Raw genomic sequence first — 23,365 nt, forward strand, 5'->3', positions numbered from 1 at the left:
CTGGCTTTTTACTGTAACAAATAAATTTTATCGTAACGATAGTGTATTTTCGTTAGTCACAGGTAAGTCAGGTTGTTACAGTCCCCCACCTTGAAGCGTCTTTGGGCAAACCATCTTGCCTTCTTCAAGCCATAACACCGTGTTGTTATGTTGGGAGCACTCCATCCCGGAGTGTCTTATTTCTCTCATGTACTAATCTGTAATAGGTAGTCGTTCTCAAGCGCACACTTTGAGACATTGATTGTTGGCATTGATTATAAATCAAGCTAATTCTAATGTGCTCTCGGCATGCCTGCCATATTTGGTAAAGGACGATATTGACACTTTTTGGTACTAACAAATAACTGAATGACTGCGATGAAGAAAGAAAAAATGCTCGTGGGTTGGCGTGAGACGCTAAGCCTACCAGGCCTAGGTATTGATAAAATTAACGCTAAAATCGATACCGGTGCTAGAACATCTTGCTTACACGCGTTTAAAGTAGAGAGCTTCTCAAAGGAAGAGACACAATGGGTGCGTTTTTGGTTACACCCAATTCAGCACAACACGGAAGTAGAAGTGGTATGTGAAGCAAAAGTAATTGACGAACGTGTTGTTCGTGATTCAGGCGGCCACGAAGAAAAACGCTACGTAATCGAAACAGAAATGAGTCTAGGCGGCCAAACTTGGCCAATCGAGTTGACTCTAAATAACCGTGAAAACATGGCGTTTCGTATGCTACTTGGTCGTACAGCAATGCACGATCGTATTCAAGTGGACCCTGTTGAATCGTTTTTAATCCCGTTTGAGGAAAATAATTAATGAAAATTGGTATTCTGTCTCGCAATGCGAATCTGTACTCAACTCGTCGTCTGATCGAAGCGTGTGAGATTCGAGGCCATGAAGTAAAAGTCGTTGATGCTCTGCGCTGTTACATGAATATCAATTCCGAAAAGCCAGAAATTCACTATAAAGGTGAAGAGCTTTCGGGCTATGATGCGATCATTCCTCGCATCGGTGCATCAGTAACTTTCTACGGCACAGCAGTACTACGTCAGTTTGAAATGATGGGTGTTTACCCAGTCAACGAATCTGTAGCGATCACACGCTCTCGAGACAAACTGCGCTCAATGCAATTGCTATCTCGTCAGGGCGTAGGCATGCCTATTACTGGCTTTGCGAGCAAGCCGGATGACGTTAAAGACCTACTAGAAATGGTTGGTGGTGCACCCGTTGTAATCAAATTGCTTGAGGGTACTCAAGGTATCGGTGTTGTTCTAGCTGAAACTCGTAAGGCAGCAGAGAGCGTAGTTGAAGCGTTCATGGGCCTAAAAGCGAACATCATGGTTCAAGAGTACATCAAAGAAGCCGGCGGTGCGGATATCCGTTGTTTCGTTATCGGTGATAAAGTGATTGCAGCAATGAAGCGTCAAGGTGCAGAAGGTGAATTCCGTTCTAACCTTCACCGTGGCGGTACTGCGTCATTAGTAAAAATTACTCCTCAAGAACGCCGTACAGCGGTTGCTGCTGCGAAAATCATGGGGCTAAATGTGGCTGGGGTTGACCTACTGCGTTCTGAACGTGGTCCACTAGTGATGGAAGTGAACTCATCTCCAGGTCTTGAAGGTATTGAGGCCGCAACTGGTAAAGACATTGCTGGAATGATTGTCGAATTTATTGAGAAAAATGCGGCAAGCAAAAGGACTAAAACACGTGGCAAAGGCTAAAAAGAATCGTGCTTTTGAATTTCTCGGTGCCGTTGTGGCACCGGGAGAAAGAAAGGTCATCGAGTTAGAAGCTGCCAAGCTTTACACTCACTCTCCTTTATCGATTCCGGTCGAAATCATCAATGGCAAACTGGAAGGCCCTGTATTGATGGTGAACGCCGCTATCCATGGTGACGAGCTAAATGGCGTAGAAATTGTGCGCCAACTGATCAACACCATTGATGCTAATAAGTTAAAAGGCACGCTAATTGCTGTGCCTATCGTTAACGTCTTCGGCTTTATCCATAAGTCTCGTTACTTACCGGATCGCCGAGATCTTAACCGCTGCTTCCCGGGAAGTGAAAAAGGTTCGCTGGCTTCACGTATGGCGCATACCTTCTTCTCTCAAGTAGCAAAACGTTGCGACTATATCCTCGATCTGCACACAGGTGCAATTCACCGAACTAACCTGCCACAAATTCGTGCTGATTTAAGTAACCCTGAAACGTTACGCATCGCACAAGCATTTGGCACACCAGTAACGGTTGATGCACCACTTCGCGATGGTTCATTGCGCAGTGAAGCTGAGCGTCTAGGCATTCCGGTACTGACTTATGAAGCGGGTGAAGCGCTACGCTTCGAACCAATTTGTATTAATGCAGGTTTCCTTGGCGTACAGCGTGTCATGCAGGCGATTGGTATGCTTCGTGCGAGCCGTAAAAAGCTCCCGACAACAGTGATTGCTAAATCAACCAGTTGGTTGCGAGCTGAAAGCGATGGCATTCTGCGCACCCTCGTTACTTTGGGTGAAAAAGTAGAAAAAGGCCAAGTACTTGCTTATATCAGTGCACCTCTAGGCCATAGTGAAATTGAACTAAAGGCCAGTAAAGGTGGCATTGTCATTGGTCAACAAACGCTCCCTCTTGTTAATGAAGGTGACGCAATCTTCCACCTTGCTTACTTTGAAGGTGATGACGAAGAAGTAGAACAAGCAGTAGAAGAATTTATCGAAGATGTTATCGATGCCGACCTTGAGCCTCTAACGACCGGTCAAATCGTGACACCATCTTAATTAATGACTCGATGCCAAAAAGCCCGCTCTCAAAGCGGGCTTTTTATTAGCTGAACGTTAGTGATTGTAATTAACCAAATGAAGCCCAAATAACCGTTGCCACCAATAATGGGCAAACAAACTTCACGTATACTGGCCATACTTTGCCAAACCAACCTTGGGTGAACTCAGGGAAACCTTGTTCCAGCTCTTTGATTTTGGCATTACGGCTCCATACCCAACCACCAAAGATACAGAACAATAGTGCAGCAATGGGTTGTAAATATTGCGTCGCTATCATCGCAACAAAACCAAACATCGAACCAAAGTTAAATACAATGACGATACTAAATAGAGCGATCAAACCACCTAGCACCCAGCTTGTTGGCCCACGTTTGGTGTTAAAGCGCTCACCAACTAAAGCAACTGGACATTCCAACATTGAGATTGACGACGTTAATGCCGCAATCGTCAACAGAACAAAGAACACCATCGCAAATACTTGACCAAGTAAACCCAAGCTATCAAACATCAATGGCAGTACGGTAAATACCAGCGTATCTGAACTGAGTAGTGAACCATCATCTGCGTAGATTTGAACCCCTTTTTGCATTGCGACAAACATCGCAGGCATCACCACTAGACCAGCAATAAATGCCACTGCAGTATCGACCAAGGTCACGTTGAACGCCATCTTTGGTAGGTTCTCTTTCTTACTCAAGTATGAACCGTAGATAAGCATTGAACAGCCGCCGATCGTCAATGAAAAGAAACCTTGACCCATTGCAGCAAGAATCATCTTACGATCGAGTAACTTGTCAAAATCAGGAACCAAGTAGTGCTTTAAGCCTTCCATCGCACCGTTTTGTGTCATGATGTACACAAACAATACCGCAAACAAAATAAATAGCGCAGGCATTAAGCGAGTCGACCATTTTTCAATGCCTTGTTTCACGCCGCCTTGAACGATCAAAATAGTGAGAACATAGAAAACGACAGTACCAAACAGATTGCGTTCTACACTAAACCCTTTCAACCAAGCCGTTGCCCCTTCCAAACCTAAAATGTCAGTAAATGCGCCTAACAAGAAGCAGATCAACCAACCGCCAACGATGCTGTAAAAAGCCAATACGGCACAAGGAACACTTAAGCCAATCCAACCAACAAGGCTACCAACATTCTTACCTAAAGGATTGGAAGTGAGTGAACGCATGCTATCAACTGGGTTTGCTTGACCATAGCGACCAATAGCCATCTCTACCACCAGCATTGGAAATGCCACAACAAAGATCAGGATAAGGTAAACCAATAAGAATGCGCCGCCGCCATTGCTCGCCGCTTGGGTTGGAAAGCCCCAAATATTACCTAAACCTACCGCAGCACCCGCTGCGGCAAGAATAAAGCCGAGACGCGAACCAAACAGTTCACGATTTGAATTTTCTTGCGCCATACTACTCACACAAACATCAACAAACTAGTTGACTAGTACATTATATCGTTCGGTAAATTAAATCAATATCCGATAGTGAAATATTTCGGTGATTCAGCGAGCTTGCAGGTCATATCACTATTCAATAACGGCACAAAACAGACTAATCGTGACTCACAGGTATAAAAAAAGGCACTCGAAAGTGCCTTTTCATCCTCGATGTACTAAATCAAGAACACCTGATAATCTTTTAACTCGGGAACTTTTTTCAACACATCCTGCTCTTGCTGTGCCATGTCATCGAGAGATTCACAGAACTCTTTGCTCTGCTGTTCTGTCTGTTTGGAATATTCCGCCATGCGCTGTTCGATACGAGCTTTCAATGCATACAACTGCTCGGACAGTTCAGTTAAATTCAGACCACCATCTTGCTGCATCTTTTCTGACAAGACCCCCATCGCATTACCAATAAACTCATTGGTAAAAATCTCTTTCGCTTTAGCAAAATCATCGACCCACTCTTGAGTCATCTCATCGAAGCTTTGAGCTGGTAATACAAGATCGCCATTTTTGTAGTAACGTGCTTCTACATCGGCATAAAACTCTTTTACCGCTTCTTTCACATCATCAAACGCCCCTGGGGCATCGAGACTTTGGGCAATATCGTCAATCATCTTATCTGCCAAAGCGATACTATCACTGGCAATACGTTTCGCCTGAGGGAGGTATTCATTCATCTTTTGACGATAAGCAGCGATAGCAGCCTCTTGTTCAGGGGTTAAGTTCAGCTTTTTACCATCAATAAAGACGTTATTGTCAGCATCAACCGTTGCCACATCACCATCGGCTTGAGTGATAGCGATTTTTTCACCATCTAAAGTGACTTGATTTTGCAAATCAACACGACACTGAGCGGCATAGCTGCCGCTGCTGATCAAAATCAATGATAACGCTAGTAACTGCTTCATAACTTACTCTTAATCACTACTTGTCTTTACTTCACTATAACACCATTGCGAACAACAAGTGTTAGCGTACTGTCACTACCTGATAAACAGTTGATAAGTCGCCCATTTTAAGTACAACCTCATCGCCTTCATACGCACCCTTAAGTTGCTTTCCCAAAGGAGATTGAGTGGTAAGTAGATAGATTTTCCGCTCCTCAAAACGAACCTCAAGCCCGCCGGCACAAGGAGCAATAAAAAAGCACTGCATCATGCCTTCATCATTCTCCAATTCAACATAAGCGCCCACACCGACAGCTTGCTCCCTATAGTCACGCATTTGAAATTGTTGGATTGAGGCGAGTTCCGCTTCGCAAGCTTGTACCCGCATAGCTTGACCATGAGCAAGATAAGAGGCTTCGAGCGCTAAAGTATCGTATTTATGTTCTGGGATGGTCTCTTCGTCCGTTGCTGCATCAATCGCTCTTTGAGTCGATGAGCGAGCCACTTCAAGCTTATCTTGCAATGCGGCAATGATGGCATCGAAAATTGGTTGTTTATCCATAGGAATTAAAGAAAGTGTTCAATAAGGCAAGAATATCACGTTGACTCAGAAGAAGCTTAATTGCTTAGTCTGCTCTTCCGGCTTTAACATCACGTTTAAAACAAACGAATTTCTCGCCCATTTTGCCTTTTAAGCACGTCTCGCAGCAGATACTAAAATCTTCCAGCTCCAAATAAGGATGAATATGCTCAATCGTCGTTAACTGAAAGTCAGCGAACTTCACCTTAATCCCCTGCTTGATGATGGCTTTATCCGGACTGGCTTTGGCAAGACGCACTTCTAGCTCTGGATAGAGTTTTTCCTCTATTACTTGCCAACACTCTTCATAGCTAGAAATATTGTGCGTGAATGTACGTTCAACCCCGACCGATTTGCGTTCTCGTTCAACAATCACTTCACGCTCATCAATACCATGGCTGCGCTTCCACAATGATTCGCCTTGGCGACCAAACTTACGTAGCAAATCACGATAATCGCTGTTCTTAATGTCTTCACAGACGAAAAAACCCGCTTGGTGCAACTTCTCTAAACTCACTTTGCCAACACCGGGAATTTTTTCCAGTGGCAGTTTATCCACCATTTGCTGTACTTGATCCGGCGGGATCACGCATTGCCCGTTAGGCTTATTGATATCTGAAGCTACTTTGGCAAGAAACTTTATTGGCGCAACGCCCGCTGAGGCAGTCAAATTGAGTTCATTAAAAATATCGCGACGTATTGCTTCAGCGATTAAAGTTGCAGAGCCGCGACACGCCGTTGCATGAGTGACATCAAGATAGGCTTCGTCGAGTGATAACGGTTCAATGATAGGCGTGTAACGCTCAAAAATGGCTCGGATTTGTTTCGAGACTTGTTTGTATACATCCATTCGCCCAGGCACAACCAACAACTCAGGACATAATTGCAGCGCGCGTCCAGTTGGCATCGCACTACGCACGCCGAAGCTACGTGCTTGATAATTGCACGTACTAATCACTCCCCGCTGTTTTTCACTGCCACCGACGGCAAGAGGTCGGTTACGGTATTGAGGAAAATCGCGCATTTCAACAGCGGCATAAAAACAATCCATATCAACATGAATAATTTTTCGAACCAGATCTGACATTTGCGCCCTGAATGGTACTGTTTAAAAACAGTATATTCAATATAACCAATAAAGAAAACCGATATTCTTTACACAAGTATCATTTACGCTACCAGTCGTTAGCGCTGACGATCATAACTCCCTATGATGGTTGACATAATTCAGTAGCAGATGGATGTCGCGTGAATAAGAAAATTTTACTGATTGAGGATAGCCTTACCTTTAGAAACTACTTGGAACTGCAATTAACGCAGGCTGGCTATGACGTATTCAGTGCCGTTAACATTGCAGAAGCACGAGAAATTCTCGCTCATCAGCCTGATTTTTTGTGCTGTATCCTCGATTTTTGCCTACCTGATGGACCCAATGGGGAGGCCATTGAGTTAGCACTAACTTACCAACATAAAGTCATCGTGCTTAGTGCTCGCTTTCAAGCTGAAGTCCGTGAACAGATGCTGGCAAAAGGTGTTGTCGATTATTTACTTAAAGACAATACCGCTTCTGTATCTTATTTACTCGCGCTAGTGCAAAGACTTGAAAAGAACAAACACCACAAATGCCTCGTTGTCGATGATTCCGTTACTATTCGCAATCATGTAGTGCAATTACTTCAGCACCAATATATCGATACCATTGAGGCGGAAAATGGTGAGCAAGCACTTACCCTGTTGAAGCAAGATCCTGCGATTACCTTTGTCATTACTGATCATGACATGCCAGAAAAAGATGGTATCGCGATGATTCAAGAAATACGTCAAACATGGAATAGAAATCAACTCGCTGTACTTGGGTTGTCGGCCTCCGATGACCCAATTTTAACAGCTCAATTCCTCAAAGCTGGGGCAAACGATTTTTTGAATAAACCCTTTCATCCAGAAGAGTTCTATTGCCGAATTCATCAAATTCTCGATATGAAAGAGGCAAATGATGAGCTTTATCGTATGGCCAATCAAGACGCCCTTACTGGTTTGTGGAATCGTCGCTACCTGTTTAACCAAGCCTGTAATGGTTGCCAGGACAGAAATATCGCGATGCTAGATATCGACCATTTTAAGCAAGTTAATGACACCTATGGGCATGATGGTGGCGATAGTGCTCTTATCACGATCGCTAAAATTTTACAGCTCTATTTTCCGGAAGATGTGGTAGCACGATTTGGCGGAGAGGAGTTTTGCATTCAAGCATGTGGCGAGTTCGATAACTTTGTTGAACGACTCGATAAACTGAGACAGCGCGTAGAACAAACGACCATTTATCACAATGGTACCGAAATTCGTGTCACCATCAGCATTGGCGTTGCTATAGCTCAGCCCTCATTGGATACACAGATTAAGTTAGCTGATGACAGGCTCTATATGGCTAAAGAGAACGGTCGCAATAGAGTGATCGCTCACTAACTTTTATCAACACAAAAAAACCGGCAAACGCCGGTTTTTCTTAAACTGTCACCTGATTAGGCAATACGGTCTTTTTCCCACGCCGCCAATTTTTCTGCACGAGCCGCTGCGCGAGCTTCACGCTTTTTACGTGCATCACAAGGTTCAGGACAGTTACATACCTTTTCGATACCCACTGACCCAAGGCCGCCACAACTGCCTTTTACCACCTTCTTTTGGAAAATATAACCCACCGCCATCGCAGCGATAACTGCCAAGAAGACGCCGAAAGTAATCAGAAATGTATTCATATTGATTCGCTCACTTAGCTCATTATTTATTGATATATGGCTTATAGGCATCAGATGCCAGCTCTTTGAAGCCATCTGGTGTTTTGATAATCATGAAAACTGGAATGTTGTTTTCATTGGCAATCTCAATACCACGCTTTTCGCCTAACACCATCAAACCTGTTGCCAGACCATCTGCTGTCATTGATGATGGGTTAAGAACCGTTACTGACACCACTTTATGATTGATTGGTTTGCCAGTCTTAGGATTAATGATATGCGAATAACGCACACCATTGCTTTCAAAATAGTTACGGTAATCGCCACTGGTTGCAATCGCCATATCACCCGGCTCGATGATCTCTTGGATACTGCGTTCATTCACGGTTGGCTTTTCAATCGCAATACGCCAAGGTATACCTTCACGGTTTACCCCTTTTAGACGCATCTCACCACCGACTTCTACCATGTAGTTTTTAATGCCTTCTGATTGAAGGTAATCAGCCACCACATCGACACCCCAGCCTTTAGCAATCGGTGATAAGTCAACATACAAGCCTGGAATGTCTTTAGACAGTTTATTGCCCTCAAGTGATAGATGATGGATACCCACATTCACACGACGCGCAGCGAGTTCTTCATCGCTTGGTACCACATCAGGACGCGCTTCGGGGCCAAAACCCCAAAGGTTAACTAACGGCCCAACGGTAACATCCAAACCACCTTCAGTAAGACCGTTAAGGCGAATTGCTTCTTTCACCACTGTTGTCATCTCTGGTGAGATTTCTACCGGATCATTGGCTTGATGCTGGTTAAAACGGCTCAATTCCGAATTTTCTCGGTAAGTCGACATCTGATCATTAACCTTCTCTAACAGGCGGTCAATTTCAGTTTGTAGCGCTTCCGGAGTTGGTAACCCTTCTTGCTCGATATACTTAATATTATAAGTGGTCCCCATCGTAGGACCAGTTAGATGAATTTGTTCTACAGGCTGCTCACAACCGGCCAGCACCAAAAGAGAAGCAAATGCAACAAGCCACTTTTTCACTTGTTTACTCCTATCTCAAAAAAGAAAACATAAGAAAACTATCGAATACAACCACTGTTGCTATTCATCCGCTCTCTTATATTCACTAAGTTAATAAAATTATGGCTGACACAAACGTCAGCCATATTAGATGGTAATTTCGAGTAGTTGTCGCGGTAGCTAGGCAGTAGTGTCTACTTATCGCTATGAGCATAGATAACTATGTGATTAGCGTAAGTTGACACTACTAACAACGCTACAGTGTCAAATACGAAGAAATTTAGCCACCGAAGTCATCTAGAAGAATGTTCTCATCTTCTACACCAAGATCTTTCAGCATGCCGATAACAGCTGCGTTCATCATCGGTGGACCACACATGTAGTATTCACAGTCTTCTGGCGCTTCGTGATCACGTAGGTAGTTCTCGTAAAGCACGTTATGAATGAAGCCTGTGTAACCATCCCAGTTATCTTCTGGTAGTGGATCAGACAGTGCACAGTGCCATACAAAGTTTTCGTTCTCTGCCGCTAGGCCGTCGAAATCTTCTACGTAGAACATCTCACGTTTAGAACGCGCACCGTACCAGTAAGACATCTTACGAGTAGACTTAAGACGCTTAAGTTGGTCAAAGATGTGCGAACGCATTGGTGCCATACCTGCACCACCACCAACGAATACCATTTCTGCATCCGTTTCTTTCGCGAAGAACTCTCCGAATGGACCAGAAATTGTACACTTATCGCCCTCTTTAAGAGACCAAATAAACGAAGACATGATACCTGGTGGTACGTCTGGGTTATTTGGTGGCGGAGTTGCGATACGTACGTTTAGCATGATGATGCCGTGCTCTTCTGGGTAGTTAGCCATAGAATATGCACGAATCGTTTCTTCATTCACTTTAGACTCGTAACGGAACAGGTTGAACTTGTCCCAATCTTCACGATATTCCTCAGGAACGTCAAAATCTGCGTATTTCACGTGGTGAGCAGGCGCTTCAATCTGGATGTAACCACCAGCACGGAAAGGTACTGATTCGCCATCTGGAATTTGTAGCTTAAGCTCTTTGATGAATGTTGCTTTGTTATCGTTAGAGATAACCGTACATTCCCACTTCTTAACGCCGAAGATTTCTTCTGGAAGCTCGATGTCCATGTCAGTTTTCACTGCCACTTGACACGCTAGACGCTCACCTTCACGTGCTTCACCTTTAGTAATATGGTCAAGCTCGGTAGGTAGGATGTCACCACCGCCAGATTTAACTTTTACACGACACTGGCCACATGAGCCACCGCCACCACAAGCAGAAGATACGAATACGCCAGCACCTGCTAGAGCAGTCAGTAGCTTGCCGCCTGGTTGTGTAACGATCGCTTTATCAGCGTCACCGTTCACAGAAATTGTAATGTCACCTGTTGGTACTAGCTTAGATTTAGCGAAAAGAATCACTAAAACTAGCGCCAGTATAATCAGGGTAAACATTACTACAAAAATAATAGTAGACATTAACTATTCCTTATTTGCTGCGGTTTACCCGACTTACAGTTGAACACCAGAGAAAGACATAAAGCCCAACGCCATTAGACCTACAGTGATGAACGTGATACCAAGACCGCGTAGACCAGGAGGAACGTCAGAGTACTTCATTTTCTCACGGATACCTGCAAGAGCAACAATTGCTAGCATCCAGCCCACACCGGAACCGAAACCATACACGATAGATTCAGCAAAGTTGTAGTCACGTTGTACCATGAATGATACGCCATCGACAGATTACACAGATCAGCGGATCAGGAAGATGCCTAGCGCGTTGTACAAAGGTGGGAAGAAACGGTCTAAAACCATCTCTAGGATTTGTACAAGTGCTGCGATTACACCGATAAAGGTGATGAAGTTTAGGAATGTTAAATCCACACCAGCAACCAATGCATTTTCTTTCAATACATAGGTATAAACTAGGTTGTTAACCGGTACCGCAATTGTTAGAACAACAACTACAGCAACGCCTAGACCGAAAGATGTCTTAACTTTCTTAGATACGGCAAGGAAAGTACACATACCTAGGAAGAAAGACAAAGCCATGTTTTCGATGAAAATCGATTTAACTAACAGACTAATGTAATGTTCCATGTCGTCCTTACTCCTTCGCTTCTACTTGTTCTGGTTTCAGAATACGGATTGCCCAGATCATGAAGCCGATTAGGAAGAATGCTGATGGTGCTAGTAGCATCAGACCGTTTGGCTGGTACCAACCACCATTGTTCACTAGAGGAAGCACTTCCATACCAAACAGTTTGCCTGAGCCAAACAGTTCACGGAAGAACGCCACTGTGATAAGAACGAAACCGTAACCAAGACCGTTACCGATACCATCAATAAATGATGGGATTGGCTCTGATTTCATTGCGAAAGCTTCAGCACGACCCATTACGATACAGTTCGTAATGATAAGGCCTACGAATACAGATAGCTGCTTAGAGATATCGTATAGGTATGCTTTCAACACTTGGTCTACCACGATTACTAATGATGCGATAATTGCCATCTGAACGATGATACGCACACTGTTAGGAATGTGATTACGGATTAGTGAAACAAACAAGTTAGAGAAAGCAGTAACGAACATTACCGCTAGCGTCATAACAAATGCTGTTTCTAGTTTAGTTGTTACTGCAAGAGCAGAACAAACACCAAGAACCTGCAGCGCGATTGGGTTGTTATCCAACACCGGCGCCATAATGCTCTTTTTAATGTTTTGTGCACTAGACATTAGTTCAGACCTCCGTCACGTACTTTTGCAAGGAATGGACCGTAGCCCAATTTACCAAACCAAAAGTCGAATGTGCCCTGAACACCATTACCAGTTAGTGTTGCGCCTGATAGGCCATCAACACCGTGCTCAGAACCTGCTGGTGCGCCACCTTTTACAATCTTGATTGCAGGATTGTGGTTTTCGTCGAATAGTTTCTTACCAACGAAAAGGTTACGCCAAGCTGGGTTCTCAACTTCACCACCAAGCCCCGGAGTTTCACCTTGCTCGTAGTAAGTGATACCTGCAATTGTGTTACCGTCAATTTCTACAGCTACGAAAGCGTACATCATTGACCATAGACCAGTACCGTGTACTGGAATGATCACTTTCGATACTTTGTCGCCTTGTTTAACTAGGTAAACAATACCAGTGTCAGCACGACGAATGATCTTCGCTTTGTCGTCTTCAGCACTTAGCTTCATTGACTCAGCTGGATTTTTCGCTGCGGCACGTTGGTTGTAAGTGTCTGCCGTTGAACCGTCTTTTGCAGTATCAACGAAGTCACCCGTTTTGAAGTCAACCAAACGAGGCTCAATGTACTCTTTGTAAAGAGTAGGGATACTTTGGCCTTCAGTTTGAATACCAGCGACTTCGATGATTTTAGATTGCTTATCTAGCACAGCGTTTTCTTGTTGCTTGCTGCGTAGAGCAACCGCCGCAGTTGATACTACGATTGAGCACACTAGGCTCAATGCAATAACAACAAACAGCGTCTTTTTAATGCTATCGTTATTACTTGCCATAGCGTGCTAGTCTCCGCTTGATGTTCTTCTCGATGACTACATGGTCAAACAATGGTGCAAATAGGTTTGCGAATAGAATCGCCAGCATCATACCTTCTGGGTATGCTGGGTTAACTACGCGAACTAACACACACATCACGCCGATCAAAATACCGTACCACCATTTACCACCGTTGGTGAATGATGCCGATACAGGGTCAGTTGCCATGAAGAACATACCGAATGCGAAGCCACCTAGGACTAGGTGCCAGTGCCAAGGCATGCTGAACATTGGGTTAGTATCTGAACCGATAACGTTGAATAGTGTTGAAGTAGCAATCATACCGATCATTACACCAGCGATAATGCGCCAAGAAGCGATTCGCATGTAAACGATCATTGCTGCACCAATCATTAGTGCTAGCGTCGATACTTCACCAATTGAACCTGGAATGTTACCGATGAAAGCATCCATCCAAGTAATTGGAGCACCAGTGATAGTGTTTACTAGCGCACCGTTACCACCTTGAGCCCATTGGCTTAGTGCTGTTGCACCTGAGAAGCCATCCGCTGCCGTCCAAACTAGATCACCCGAGATTTGACCTGGGTAAGCAAAGAAAAGGAAAGCACGGCCAGCAAGAGCTGGGTTTAGGAAGTTACGGCCTGTACCACCAAAGATCTCTTTAGCGACTACAACACCAAAGGTAATACCCAGCGCTGCTTGCCATAGAGGTAGAGTTGGCGGAACAATCAATGCGAACAGAATCGAAGTTACGAAGAAACCTTCGTTTACTTCATGCTTACGCACCATACAGAACAATACTTCCCAGAAACCACCCACAAGGAATACCGTTGCGTAGATTGGTAGGAAGTAAGTTGCACCTAGTAGCATTTTGCTGCCAACACCTGCATCAGCAGCCATTGTGCCGCCAAGCATTTCAGTTAGCCAGTAGTGCCAGTTACCTGCCACAACTGCTGCTAGTTGCTCACCAGTGTATAAATGGTTAAGTGCTGCGATAGCTTGGCCACCCGCGTTGTACATACCCCAGAACATTGCTGGGAATACCGCGAACCAAACCATGATCATGATACGTTTCAAGTCAACGCTATCACGAACATGCGCACTACGTTTTGTTACTGTGCCAGGAGTGTAGAACAGGGTTGCAGTTGCTTCGTACAAAGCAAACCACTTCTCATGCTTACCGCCGGGCTCAAAATGATGCTCGATGTCTTCAAAAAACTTTTTAAGCATTGGAATTACCCTTCCTTCACGATCTTGTCTAGGCATTCACGAAGTAGTACACCGTACTCGTATTTACCCGGACACACATAGGTACACAGTGCTAAATCTTCTTCATCCAGCTCAAGCGCACCCAACGCTTGCGCGCTGTCTGTATCGCCTGCACACAGGTCACGAAGAAGTAAAGTCGGCTCAATATCAAGCGGCATAACGCGCTCGTAGCTACCGATTGGCACCATTGCACGATCACTACCGTTGGTCGTCGTTGTCATGTTGTACAACTGACCTTTGAATAGGTGACCAAGGAAAGATTTCGTAACAGAGAACTTGTTCTTACCAGGCATTGCCCAACCGAACAGTTCTTTCTCACGACCTTCGCGTAAAACAGAAACTTGTAGATGGTAACGACCAAGGTATGCAAGAGGACCAGTAGCTTGAGTACCAGAAAGTACTGAACCAGAAATCACTCGAACTTCACCTGGCATTAGCTCATTGTCTGTTAGCTCATCTAGGCTTGCACCAATAACAGTGCGAACTAGACGTGGCTTATTCACAACAGGACCCGCTAGAGCAACAACGCGCTCAACACATAGCTCACCTGTTAGGAATAATTTACCGAACGCGATCACGTCTTGGTAGTTGATGCTCCACGCCACATTGTTTGCATCTACTGGGTATAGGAAATGCATGTGGGTACCCGCAAGACCTGCAGGGTGAGGGCCATCAAAGACGTGTTCTTCTACATTAGATTGAGAAGAGCGAGGTAGACTTGAGCCAGATTTACATACGTAAACCTTACCTTCAGTTAGGGCTGAAAGAACGTCAAGACCAGCGACGAACGCATCCTTCTCTTCGTTGATAATCAACTCAGGCTGAGCCGCAAGTGGATTAGTATCCATTGCAGTTACAAAGATAGCCTTTGTAGAAGAAGCGATAGCTGGAACCTTGCTGAACGGACGAGTACGTAAAGCTGTCCAAAGACCTGATTCAATTAGTTGAGTTTTGATCGCTTCACGATCAAGACTTGCCAATTGAGCAGCTTCAAACTTGTCGAAAGTTACCTGTTCGTCACCTGCAGCTTCAATCACTACTGATTGAAGCACACGCTTCGCACCACGGTTCACTTCGATCACTTTACCGCAAATTGGAGAAGTAAATTTAACGCCTGGGTTCTTCTTGTCTTCAAAAAGAACTTGAGCTTTCTTCACTTCATCACCTACGCGGACATGCATAGTAGGACGCATGCCGACGTACTCTTCGCCAAGCAAGGCGACTTTTGTGATGGTTTTACCATCATTAATCACCTGGGTAGGAGTTCCTGCGATAGGAAGGTCCAGACCCTTCTTTATTGTAATCATACGCACTTGCACTACTTTATCGGGAAAAAGATTCTTTAATTGCGTAACGTTTAGACACGACATTTGTGTCCGGTCCCGGCGCATCACTCGCACCGAAATCGCAACATCCTATTAAAATTCTCGTCACATATTATATGCGAGATTTGTCAGGGGCGTCATTCTATCATCAATTCTCAATATGATGCCATGACCAAAGGGAGAGATACTGCGATTAAATGACGGTATTTGAGTTTGAAAGGTTAAACAATAGTCATATTTTTGAGCCATCGCACATCGAAGAAAATTGTCGCCACGCCCGCCCGTTAACAAAATTTAACATAATGCAACATCTGCAATTAATTGCGTTTATTTGTTAGATATATGTTGCTGTTGTTTTTATAGAAAAGAAAAGCAGCAACGGCTGCTTTCAGATATTTAGTGTGAACCACCTAAACACATTGGACTATTCGGGGCTGATTGCTGTGTTTTCCACTCCTCTGGAGTGTAAGTATGAATCGCCAACGCGTGAATGGAATTGGCTAATTCATCCGCTAAAGTTTGATTAACTAAACGGTGCCTCGCAAGTAGTCTCAGACCTTCAAATTGCTCACTGACCACGACCACTTTAAAGTGGCTTTCCGATCCCGTAGCAACATTGTGCATATAACTCTCATTGATGACATCAAGATGAATCGGAGACAGTTGCTGATGCAGCTTAGTTTTTATCGTTTCTTCTATCATCGTATTTCTCCACTTCCTATTAACAGCGTGATAACGCACTATAATCCCGCGATGCAGAAATCAAAAGGTTTTAGTTTCCACTTCAGCCCTCATCTGCGACAATTTCACATAATTTGAAATATACCTAGCGTTCCACTTATGAAATCTGAGCTTACCCTGTTTGACCGCACTTTATCTCTCTTACGTTACCCGGAAAGAACGAACGAAACACTTCAAGCATGGGACGCGGGTGATGAATATCTAATTAGCCATATCGAAGAAAAAGATCTCGCTAACGGGCAACATATTTTGGTCCTAAATGATAGCTTTGGCGCTTTATCTTGTTGGTTATCAAACAAACACCATGTCACTGTCATGAGTGATTCATATATCGCTCACCAAGCAATACAACGCAATCTTGAACGCAACCAATGTAACCCGGTTGCGATTATTGATAGCCTAGCGCAATTACCTGCAAAAATAGACTTAGTGTTAATGCAGATTCCACGTAACAATCGCTTTCTGACGTGGCAATTAAGTCAATTGCGCCAATCTATCGCACCTGAAATCCCAGTAATTGCGGTAAATAAGGCCAAAGAAATTCACTCATCAACACTTAAGTTGTTTGAAAAATATCTCGGTGAAACAAAAACTTCATTAGCTTGGAAAAAGCACCGATTAGTATTCTCTTCAGCGACGAGCATTCAGCCTCAACCTGTCGAACCATTTACCACATGGGACGTAGCCGAACATAACATCACGCTCAATAACTTGCCGAATGTCTATTCAGGTGAAAGCCTTGATCAGGGTGCACGCTTTATGTTGGAAAACTTACCTCACGGTGACAAATACCAACGAGCGATTGATTTAGGATGTGGTAACGGTGTGCTCTCGGTTAAGTTGGCGCAGCAAAACCCAACAATGCAAATTAGCTGTGTCGATGAAAGCTACATGGCCGTCGCCTCAGCCAAACAAAACTTAGCTGACAATGTTGGCATGGATCGCGATTTTCAGTTTATCGCCAATAACTGCCTCGATGGATTTACGGCAGGTCAATACGACTTAGTCGTATGTAATCCCCCTTTCCACCAGCAACAAGCGATTACCGACCATATCGCTTGGCAAATGTTCTGTGATGCAAAGCATGTTCTTGACAATGGTGGACAATTATTAGTTATCGGTAATCGCCACCTCGGATACGATGTCAAACTAAAGCGTCTTTTGGTAAGTCGAATGTCAGCTTAGTCGCCGCAAATAAAAATTTGTGATTTTACAAGCAACTAAGTAGTCATTTATTATCCACTTAAATTTGAGCCTTTAATAGTTTAGAAAAGGAAACAACAATGAGAAAATTGGTTCTAGCTGCATCAGTCGCATTATTGGCAGCGTGTTCATCTCCTCAAGAAGAACAGCTTAACTTTTCGCCTCGCGCAACGCTAAGTAACAGCAACATCGTTAATGGCAGCACGTTCATGATTACAAGTCAGGATGTACGTTCAGCACAATACGTGGCTTTAGTTGACAGTGGCCGTTCTAACATTGAGCCTATTCACGCAAAACAAAACGTACGCATTACACTCGAAAATGCATTACTAGAGCAATTCCAATCGCAAGGTTTCCAATCTTCTGTTAGCAGCAAAAACACGATTGAAGTAGAAGTTCAAGAACTGTTGGTGTCAGTGAAGCATTCTGTAATGGAAAACGAGATGGATGCTAAGTTAGTTATGTCTATCACTGCAGAAACGCCGCAAGGCAAACTGGTAAGAACTTACACTGGTACTGCACAACGCACTGGCGCTTTGAGTGCATCAAATGAAGAGATCGAGCAAGTGCTGAATGACGTTACCAGCCTTGTACTGCGTGAAGCGGCAAATGATCGCGAGCTACAAAATTACATGCAGGAGCGCTTCTAATGTTGAAATACGCCATTGCTGCTTTAGCACTGGTTTCTAGTATGGCTTTTGCCGCTCCGAAAGTTGAAATGGAAACAAATTTAGGCTCATTTGTAATCGAGCTGAATGAGCAACAAGCTCCTGTTACCGTGGCTAACTTTCTGAAGTACGTGAAAGATGGCAGTTACGTTGGCACGCAATTCCACCGAGTGATCCCTGGCTTTATGGCTCAAGGTGGCGGTTTTGATAGTAATATGAACCGTGCAAACACCTACGCTCCAATCAAAAATGAAGCGAGCAACGGTTTAGAAAACAATGCCGCAACGATTGCGATGGCGCGAACTAATGATCCAAACTCAGCGACACGTCAGTTCTTCATTAACTTAGTTGATAATGATTTCCTTAATTACAATTCACGCCCACCAGGTTACGCGGTGTTTGGTGAAGTAGTACAAGGTTTTGATGTAGTGCAGAAAATGGCTCAGCAATCAACTCATACTGTAGGCCGTTACCGTGACGTTCCAGTCACCCCAATCGTGATCGAAAAAGTCACACTCATCGATTAAACTCAATGGCTCTCACGATGTGAAGAGCCATTTCTCTTTCTCATTCGATTTAAACCTCATCAACAAGCAGGAATTTTTCCATGGCTAACGCTTCTCTATCTTGGCGAGAGACCGTACGTAGTTACCTTGATAAGCGCTTACTCTGGGTCTTTATGTTGGGTTGTTCCAGTGGCTTTCCATGGGTTTTAATCGGCTCTAATATGTCTGGTTGGCTCAAAGATGCGGGCTTAACTCGAGCTGCGATTGGGTATTTTGGTAGTGTGTTTGCAGTCTATGCGATCAACTTTCTGTGGGCGCCACTGGTTGACCGTGTCAAACTGCCGATACTACATAACCGCTTAGGTCAACGACGCAGTTGGATATTCCTGTGCCAGTTTTTGGTATTAATCTGTACCTTAGCGATTGCTGGCGTCGATCCGGCGCACAATCTGATGCTGACTTCAATGTTAGCACTGTGCATCGCCACCGCTTCTGCAACACAAGACATCGCCATTGATGCATTTCGTATCGATACGTTTCCAAAATCAGAAGCCTCAAAACTACCTCAGGCATCTGCAATGGCAGTCATCGGTTGGTGGACCGGCTATTCGCTACCCGGTTATATCGCATTTATGAACGCCGATGATATCGGTTGGAATGGGGTCTACTACGGCATGGCAGGCATTGTTGCTTTGCTAATGCTATTCACGCTGCTTGTCGGCGAACCTCATACCAAACGTGAAGCTCTGCAAGCTGAGGCAGAACAGCGACACAGTAAAATACTGCATGGCAAAATCACCGCATGGTTTAGTGTGACCGTGCTTGAACCATTTATCGACTTTTTCCGCCGTAACGGAACACAGGTAGCACTGACCTTATTGCTGTTTGTGTTCCTATTTAAGATTGGCGAAGCCTTCTTAGGCCGAATGTCGATTCCATTTTACAAAGAGATCGGTTTTACCAACGAACAAATCGCCTATTACCCTAAACTTATCGGCTGGGGTTTAACCATGCTATTTACCCTATTGGGTAGTATGGTCAATGTGAAGTTCGGTATCGTACGTGGTTTAATGATTGGCGGTATTGCCATGGCAGCGAGTAACTTAATGTTTGCTTGGATTGCCAAAGTAGGCCCAAATGAGACACTTTTCCTTGCGACATTAGTGGTCGATAACTTTACCTCTGCATTTTCAACCGTCGCCTTTGTATCATTTTTAACAGTCGTGACTGGGCAAGCGTTCTCTGCAACTCAATATGCACTGCTCGCTTCACTGGGTAATTTTGGTCGTACCACACTTGCCTCATTTAGTGGTGAGCTGGTTGATTACCTCAATGATTGGTCAATGTTCTTTATTATTACCGCATTAATGGTTATTCCGAGCTTAGTGATGCTCTATTCATTGCGACATTACTTCGCAGATATGTTAGAGCGAGCCAAGCAGCGCAACGATTAAGTGGTGGTGATGATTCATATTACGCACCAGCCAACAAAAAGCCCCGTTGTCAAACGGGGCTGAACATGAAGCGTGAGAAGTCTATGGGTACAATCCCTTACCAAACAAATTGAACACCCGAGCCACACCTTGTGTGAACAGCAATGGCTCGGTTAACACGGTCATACACAAACAATCTTCTCCAGGTCTGGTAAACGGACTGTGCTTAACCGAAGCATCTTTAATCAGATAGTCACCTGCCTCGTAATGTCCATCTTCGTCACTAAAACCGCCATGCAACACCAGTGTAGACTCGTATCCCTTATGAGTATGCTGGGGAATTTGAACGTCTTCTGCAATATACAATAAGCTCACTCGTGCTTGTTCGCCGAGTGGAACTTCGGCGCTAAACACCTTTCCACCGTAGTTTTTCCACTCACCAATGTGATCAGAAAACCGGCTTAAAGATAAGGGCAGAGTAAATTCCTTACCGTTGACGACCACAGTTTTTGCTTTGCGATTAAAATCAAATGGCTCTGGCGCCTCTTCAAGCGCCACAATCTTGTCGAACATGGCATCGAATTCGTCACTCGCCGGAACATCAGCGAAAGCGAATGATTCCGCTGCGCTAGTCTCTAACTGAGCGCACTTTTGACGGCAAATGGGGCATGATTCAACATGGGTTGCAATCGCGAATCCATCAGTTGGGCTGACCTCACCTTCAACATAAGCGCGCAACATTTCAATACTTGGATGATAACTCATAGATGCTCCGCCTCAATTTCGTTTCTCAACTTTTCAACAGCCAAACGCAATCGCGATTTAACAGTGCCTAAAGGAATGTCAAACATGTCTGCCACTTGCTGGTGAGGCAGATCTTCTAAATACACAGCTTGCACAACCTTGCGTTGAGCTTCGGGTAAAATATCCAAAAACTTTACCACTTGCTCTTTTAGCATTTCGTGCTCGGGGGCATAGTGATCGACCAAGTCGGGCGGCAGAAAATCAGACGGCCAAATGTCATCCGCTAAAATATGCGCATCGCGTCCTTTTTGCTTACGCAGCAAATCAAAACACTGATTTCTCGCTATCGTGTATATCCATGTCGATAACGAGCTTTTGCTGCCATCAAACAACGCGCATTTTTGCCACACTGTCGCCATCGTCTCTTGTACAAGCTCTATCGCAACTTGCTCGTTACCCATGTGCTTGTATGCGAACTGTTTTAACCTCGGCGAAAAATGGGTAAATATTTGAGCAAACGCAGATTTGTCACGCTGCTTTACACGCTCCATGCACTCGTGCCAATCAGCTCGAGAGAAGGAACTAGTATCTTGCTTTATCATCTCCGCATCCTTGAATCGATTACCAACAATTACCTTACGTAACTATACACACTATCGATCACTCAGGCTCGATCGCTGATGTCAAAAAGTGCAAAGCTTCACGGCAATCCGGTTGACGCATTAGGTAGTCAAACTGCGCCATGTTCACAGGCAAAAGCTCAAGCCAACGCTGTGTCACCCAAGAAGCATCATCGAAAAAACATTGGTCGTACAACTGCCCGACTTGCGGGAATTTGGCGTATACCCGCTGCAACTGCTCGCTAATGTAATTGTTCTCATCTGATAGCGAGCTCACGTCCCAACTTGGTAGCCAATCCACTTTTGCAAATCGTAATCCGTCAGGTTCGACGCGCATTCTGCGAATCGACAAACGGCGAATTCCAACGACCGTGATCCCAAGTAACCCATCCTCTAGAGTTTCAAAATCCACAATTTTTACTTGTGAGCCGCTGGTAGACAACCCTCCTACTTGGTTGCTTTCATCACGCTCAAACAAGCAAATAGCGAAGGTGCCGTCACCCAAACTGGCTTGTTTTACTAGACGTTTATACCTAGGCTCAAAAATTCTCAGGCGCATTTTCCCTTCGGGTAACACCACCGTACTGAGAGGAAATAGCATTAATTCAGTCATGATGTTTCCTAAATTTTTCACTCAGTTATGTCTACGTAAGCACATCAAGCTTCGATCATTTACCGATCCTGTTGGTTATTCGATTACATTTAAATTTGCTGTAAGCGTTTGCGTAATCGATGTCCCCAACAAATTTTATGCAACACAATACAAATTTTACATTTCAGTTAAGTTTTAGCTCACTCCGTGATCTAGTGCACACATAAATATCGCTTTTGCACAATAAATCACTTTATTTCGAGATAAATATCAATATCATTGCCGCAACCAAATCAAGCACACAACAGTAGTGCAACAGTTTTATAAACATATCGTTTCACAAAAGAGAGTTCACCTATGCGTAAATCACTTTTAGCTCTTGGCGTAGTAACAGCAGTGTCAGCAGTACCAGCACAGGCTGAATACCTATTTGGCTTTGGTAGTATGTACCTTGATTACCAAGTTTGGGATCAAGGCTTTGGTAATGACAACGACAACTTTGGTAACGATGTTTCAGACCGTAATCAGGCGGTAATCGGTATTGAAGGTGGTGCGGTATTCGATTGGGGTCAAATTTACGGCTTCTACGACTATGAAGGTGTGGATCGTGCCGGTGATGACCGTGGTGCTTCTGCAAAAGGTACTATTCATTACAACCTAACAGAATCTGGTATCTCTCTTTACGCGCAAGTGTACAACACCGATGCAGATAAAAGTGCTCTGCATGAGCAAAACCGCGTATTAGGTTTTGGTTACACCGGTCTTAAAGGTGACGGTTGGGCATTTACACCATTTATCGGTGTGCACCAAATCAATACTGATGGTGGTATTAGCGGTAACAACGGCGGTATGTTTGGTTACGTTGGTTACTACAACACCGACATCGGTGGCCAAAACTTTACCTTCTCTACTTGGAACGAACTCGAGTTTGCTCGTAATGATGAGTATTCTGATTTGCAAAGTACTGATTTTAATTCTGGTATTGATTCAGAGAACTGGGGTTTAAACGGTAGCCTAAATGCAATGTGGAATGTTACTGATCACTTCTCAACAGGTGTTCTTTACCGCTACACGGTGAACAAGCTAGCACGTAAAGATTACCAAGACTTAATCATCTACCGCGTACAATACAACTTCTAATTGATATTGATGCGATTCAAGAAAAGTTATCTGTAACGAAAAGGCACCCTTAGGTGCCTTTTTTATTTGCTTTCCCTCAATCAATCATTATTCTCTGGGCAATATGATTGATTGATGCT

22 protein-coding genes and 3 pseudogenes are annotated in these 23,365 nt (G+C 44.2%); 9 read left to right on the forward strand and 16 right to left on the reverse strand.

Annotation, left to right across the window (positions count from 1 at the left end):
- The first annotated feature begins 357 nt into the window (after positions 1-357).
- The 3 genes from Vt282_RS10745 to Vt282_RS10755 are packed head-to-tail and all read left to right on the forward strand — an operon-like array spanning position 358 to position 2,757.
- Positions 358-801, forward strand: coding sequence for an ATP-dependent zinc protease family protein (locus Vt282_RS10745; RefSeq protein WP_162063360.1), 444 nt, complete (start codon positions 358-360; stop codon positions 799-801).
- Positions 801-1,706 (forward strand): 30S ribosomal protein S6--L-glutamate ligase, encoded by a 906-nt coding sequence (rimK, locus tag Vt282_RS10750; RefSeq protein WP_162063361.1) that lies wholly within the window; start codon positions 801-803, stop codon positions 1,704-1,706. Before Vt282_RS10745 ends, rimK begins: the two co-directional genes overlap by 1 nt.
- The gene (locus Vt282_RS10755) at positions 1,666-2,757 is read left to right on the forward strand and encodes a succinylglutamate desuccinylase/aspartoacylase family protein (RefSeq protein WP_162045718.1); all 1,092 of its coding nucleotides are present in this window, start codon (positions 1,666-1,668) and stop codon (positions 2,755-2,757) included. Before rimK ends, Vt282_RS10755 begins: the two co-directional genes overlap by 41 nt.
- A gap of 70 nt (positions 2,758-2,827) precedes the next feature.
- Here the strand turns inward: Vt282_RS10755 and Vt282_RS10760 are convergent, their stop codons facing one another.
- From Vt282_RS10760 to dinB, 4 genes and pseudogenes are all read right to left on the reverse strand, one after another.
- Complete coding sequence (locus tag Vt282_RS10760; RefSeq protein WP_162045717.1) at positions 2,828-4,186, reverse strand: sodium-dependent transporter; 1,359 nt, start codon at positions 4,184-4,186, stop codon at positions 2,828-2,830.
- Between the two features lie 203 nt (positions 4,187-4,389).
- On the reverse strand, positions 4,390-5,133 hold the full coding sequence (locus tag Vt282_RS10765) for a YggN family protein (RefSeq protein WP_162063362.1): 744 nt from the start codon (positions 5,131-5,133) through the stop codon (positions 4,390-4,392).
- Positions 5,134-5,194: 61 nt separating this feature from the next.
- Positions 5,195-5,674: a GreA/GreB family elongation factor gene (locus Vt282_RS10770; protein ID WP_162063363.1), complete on the reverse strand. Its 480-nt coding sequence runs from the start codon at positions 5,672-5,674 to the stop codon at positions 5,195-5,197.
- A gap of 45 nt (positions 5,675-5,719) precedes the next feature.
- A pseudogene (gene dinB, locus Vt282_RS10775) lies at positions 5,720-6,779 on the reverse strand (DNA polymerase IV).
- A gap of 161 nt (positions 6,780-6,940) precedes the next feature.
- On the opposite strand from dinB, the gene Vt282_RS10780 reads away from it, so the two are divergent.
- Positions 6,941-8,155 carry a GGDEF domain-containing response regulator gene (locus Vt282_RS10780; protein ID WP_162063364.1) on the forward strand — a complete coding sequence of 405 codons (1,215 nt, stop codon included), beginning with the start codon at positions 6,941-6,943 and terminating at the stop codon, positions 8,153-8,155.
- A 56-nt stretch (positions 8,156-8,211) separates the two neighbouring features.
- On the opposite strand, the gene nqrM is transcribed toward Vt282_RS10780, so the two are convergent.
- The 9 genes and pseudogenes from nqrM to Vt282_RS10825 form a co-directional block, all read right to left on the reverse strand.
- Positions 8,212-8,445, reverse strand: a complete 234-nt coding sequence (gene nqrM / locus Vt282_RS10785; protein ID WP_162063365.1) for a (Na+)-NQR maturation NqrM — start codon at positions 8,443-8,445, stop codon at positions 8,212-8,214.
- A gap of 22 nt (positions 8,446-8,467) precedes the next feature.
- Entirely contained in the window at positions 8,468-9,472 is a 1,005-nt protein-coding gene (locus Vt282_RS10790) for an FAD:protein FMN transferase (protein ID WP_162063366.1), read from the reverse strand.
- Positions 9,473-9,731: 259 nt separating this feature from the next.
- A complete protein-coding gene (gene nqrF / locus Vt282_RS10795; RefSeq protein ID WP_162063367.1) occupies positions 9,732-10,955 on the reverse strand; it encodes an NADH:ubiquinone reductase (Na(+)-transporting) subunit F in 1,224 nt (407 codons plus the stop codon).
- A 33-nt stretch (positions 10,956-10,988) separates the two neighbouring features.
- Positions 10,989-11,579, reverse strand: a pseudogene (nqrE, locus tag Vt282_RS10800) (NADH:ubiquinone reductase (Na(+)-transporting) subunit E).
- A 7-nt stretch (positions 11,580-11,586) separates the two neighbouring features.
- Entirely contained in the window at positions 11,587-12,219 is a 633-nt protein-coding gene (locus tag Vt282_RS10805) for an NADH:ubiquinone reductase (Na(+)-transporting) subunit D (protein WP_162045710.1), read from the reverse strand.
- On the reverse strand, positions 12,219-13,004 hold the full coding sequence (locus Vt282_RS10810) for a Na(+)-translocating NADH-quinone reductase subunit C (protein ID WP_162045709.1): 786 nt from the start codon (positions 13,002-13,004) through the stop codon (positions 12,219-12,221). The genes Vt282_RS10805 and Vt282_RS10810 overlap by 1 nt, the downstream gene beginning before the upstream one ends.
- A complete protein-coding gene (locus tag Vt282_RS10815; protein ID WP_162045708.1) occupies positions 12,994-14,235 on the reverse strand; it encodes an NADH:ubiquinone reductase (Na(+)-transporting) subunit B in 1,242 nt (413 codons plus the stop codon). The genes Vt282_RS10810 and Vt282_RS10815 overlap by 11 nt, the downstream gene beginning before the upstream one ends.
- 5 nt (positions 14,236-14,240) lie before the next feature.
- Positions 14,241-15,581 carry a Na(+)-translocating NADH-quinone reductase subunit A gene (locus Vt282_RS10820; protein ID WP_162063368.1) on the reverse strand — a complete coding sequence of 447 codons (1,341 nt, stop codon included), beginning with the start codon at positions 15,579-15,581 and terminating at the stop codon, positions 14,241-14,243.
- A 414-nt stretch (positions 15,582-15,995) separates the two neighbouring features.
- Positions 15,996-16,301 (reverse strand): BolA family protein, encoded by a 306-nt coding sequence (locus Vt282_RS10825; protein WP_162063369.1) that lies wholly within the window; start codon positions 16,299-16,301, stop codon positions 15,996-15,998.
- A 138-nt stretch (positions 16,302-16,439) separates the two neighbouring features.
- Between Vt282_RS10825 and Vt282_RS10830 the strand changes: the two are divergent.
- The 4 genes and pseudogenes from Vt282_RS10830 (at position 16,440) to Vt282_RS10845 (ending at position 20,171) form a co-directional block, all read left to right on the forward strand.
- A pseudogene (locus tag Vt282_RS10830) lies at positions 16,440-17,568 on the forward strand (methyltransferase).
- 55 nt (positions 17,569-17,623) lie between these two features.
- Positions 17,624-18,193 (forward strand): YajG family lipoprotein, encoded by a 570-nt coding sequence (locus Vt282_RS10835; RefSeq protein ID WP_162045704.1) that lies wholly within the window; start codon positions 17,624-17,626, stop codon positions 18,191-18,193.
- Positions 18,193-18,738: a peptidylprolyl isomerase gene (locus Vt282_RS10840; RefSeq protein WP_162063370.1), complete on the forward strand. Its 546-nt coding sequence runs from the start codon at positions 18,193-18,195 to the stop codon at positions 18,736-18,738. Before Vt282_RS10835 ends, Vt282_RS10840 begins: the two co-directional genes overlap by 1 nt.
- An 80-nt stretch (positions 18,739-18,818) precedes the next feature.
- A complete protein-coding gene (locus Vt282_RS10845; RefSeq protein WP_162063371.1) occupies positions 18,819-20,171 on the forward strand; it encodes an AmpG family muropeptide MFS transporter in 1,353 nt (450 codons plus the stop codon).
- Between the two features lie 81 nt (positions 20,172-20,252).
- Here the strand turns inward: Vt282_RS10845 and Vt282_RS10850 are convergent, their stop codons facing one another.
- From Vt282_RS10850 to Vt282_RS10860, 3 genes are read right to left on the reverse strand one after another with little or no spacing between them, the layout of a single operon-like run.
- Positions 20,253-20,915 carry a ChrR family anti-sigma-E factor gene (locus Vt282_RS10850; protein ID WP_162063372.1) on the reverse strand — a complete coding sequence of 221 codons (663 nt, stop codon included), beginning with the start codon at positions 20,913-20,915 and terminating at the stop codon, positions 20,253-20,255.
- Entirely contained in the window at positions 20,912-21,496 is a 585-nt protein-coding gene (locus Vt282_RS10855; RefSeq protein ID WP_162045700.1) for an RNA polymerase sigma factor, read from the reverse strand. The genes Vt282_RS10850 and Vt282_RS10855 overlap by 4 nt, the downstream gene beginning before the upstream one ends.
- A gap of 58 nt (positions 21,497-21,554) precedes the next feature.
- Positions 21,555-22,127, reverse strand: a complete 573-nt coding sequence (locus tag Vt282_RS10860) for an LON peptidase substrate-binding domain-containing protein (protein ID WP_162045699.1) — start codon at positions 22,125-22,127, stop codon at positions 21,555-21,557.
- A 336-nt stretch (positions 22,128-22,463) separates the two neighbouring features.
- Here Vt282_RS10860 and Vt282_RS10865 point away from each other — a divergent pair, with 336 nt between their 5' ends.
- The gene (locus Vt282_RS10865; RefSeq protein ID WP_162045698.1) at positions 22,464-23,246 is read left to right on the forward strand and encodes an outer membrane protein OmpK; all 783 of its coding nucleotides are present in this window, start codon (positions 22,464-22,466) and stop codon (positions 23,244-23,246) included.
- Positions 23,247-23,365: the final 119 nt, after the last annotated feature.

The sequence above is a fragment of the Vibrio taketomensis genome (genome assembly GCF_009938165.1).
GTDB lineage: Bacteria > Pseudomonadota > Gammaproteobacteria > Enterobacterales > Vibrionaceae > Vibrio > Vibrio taketomensis.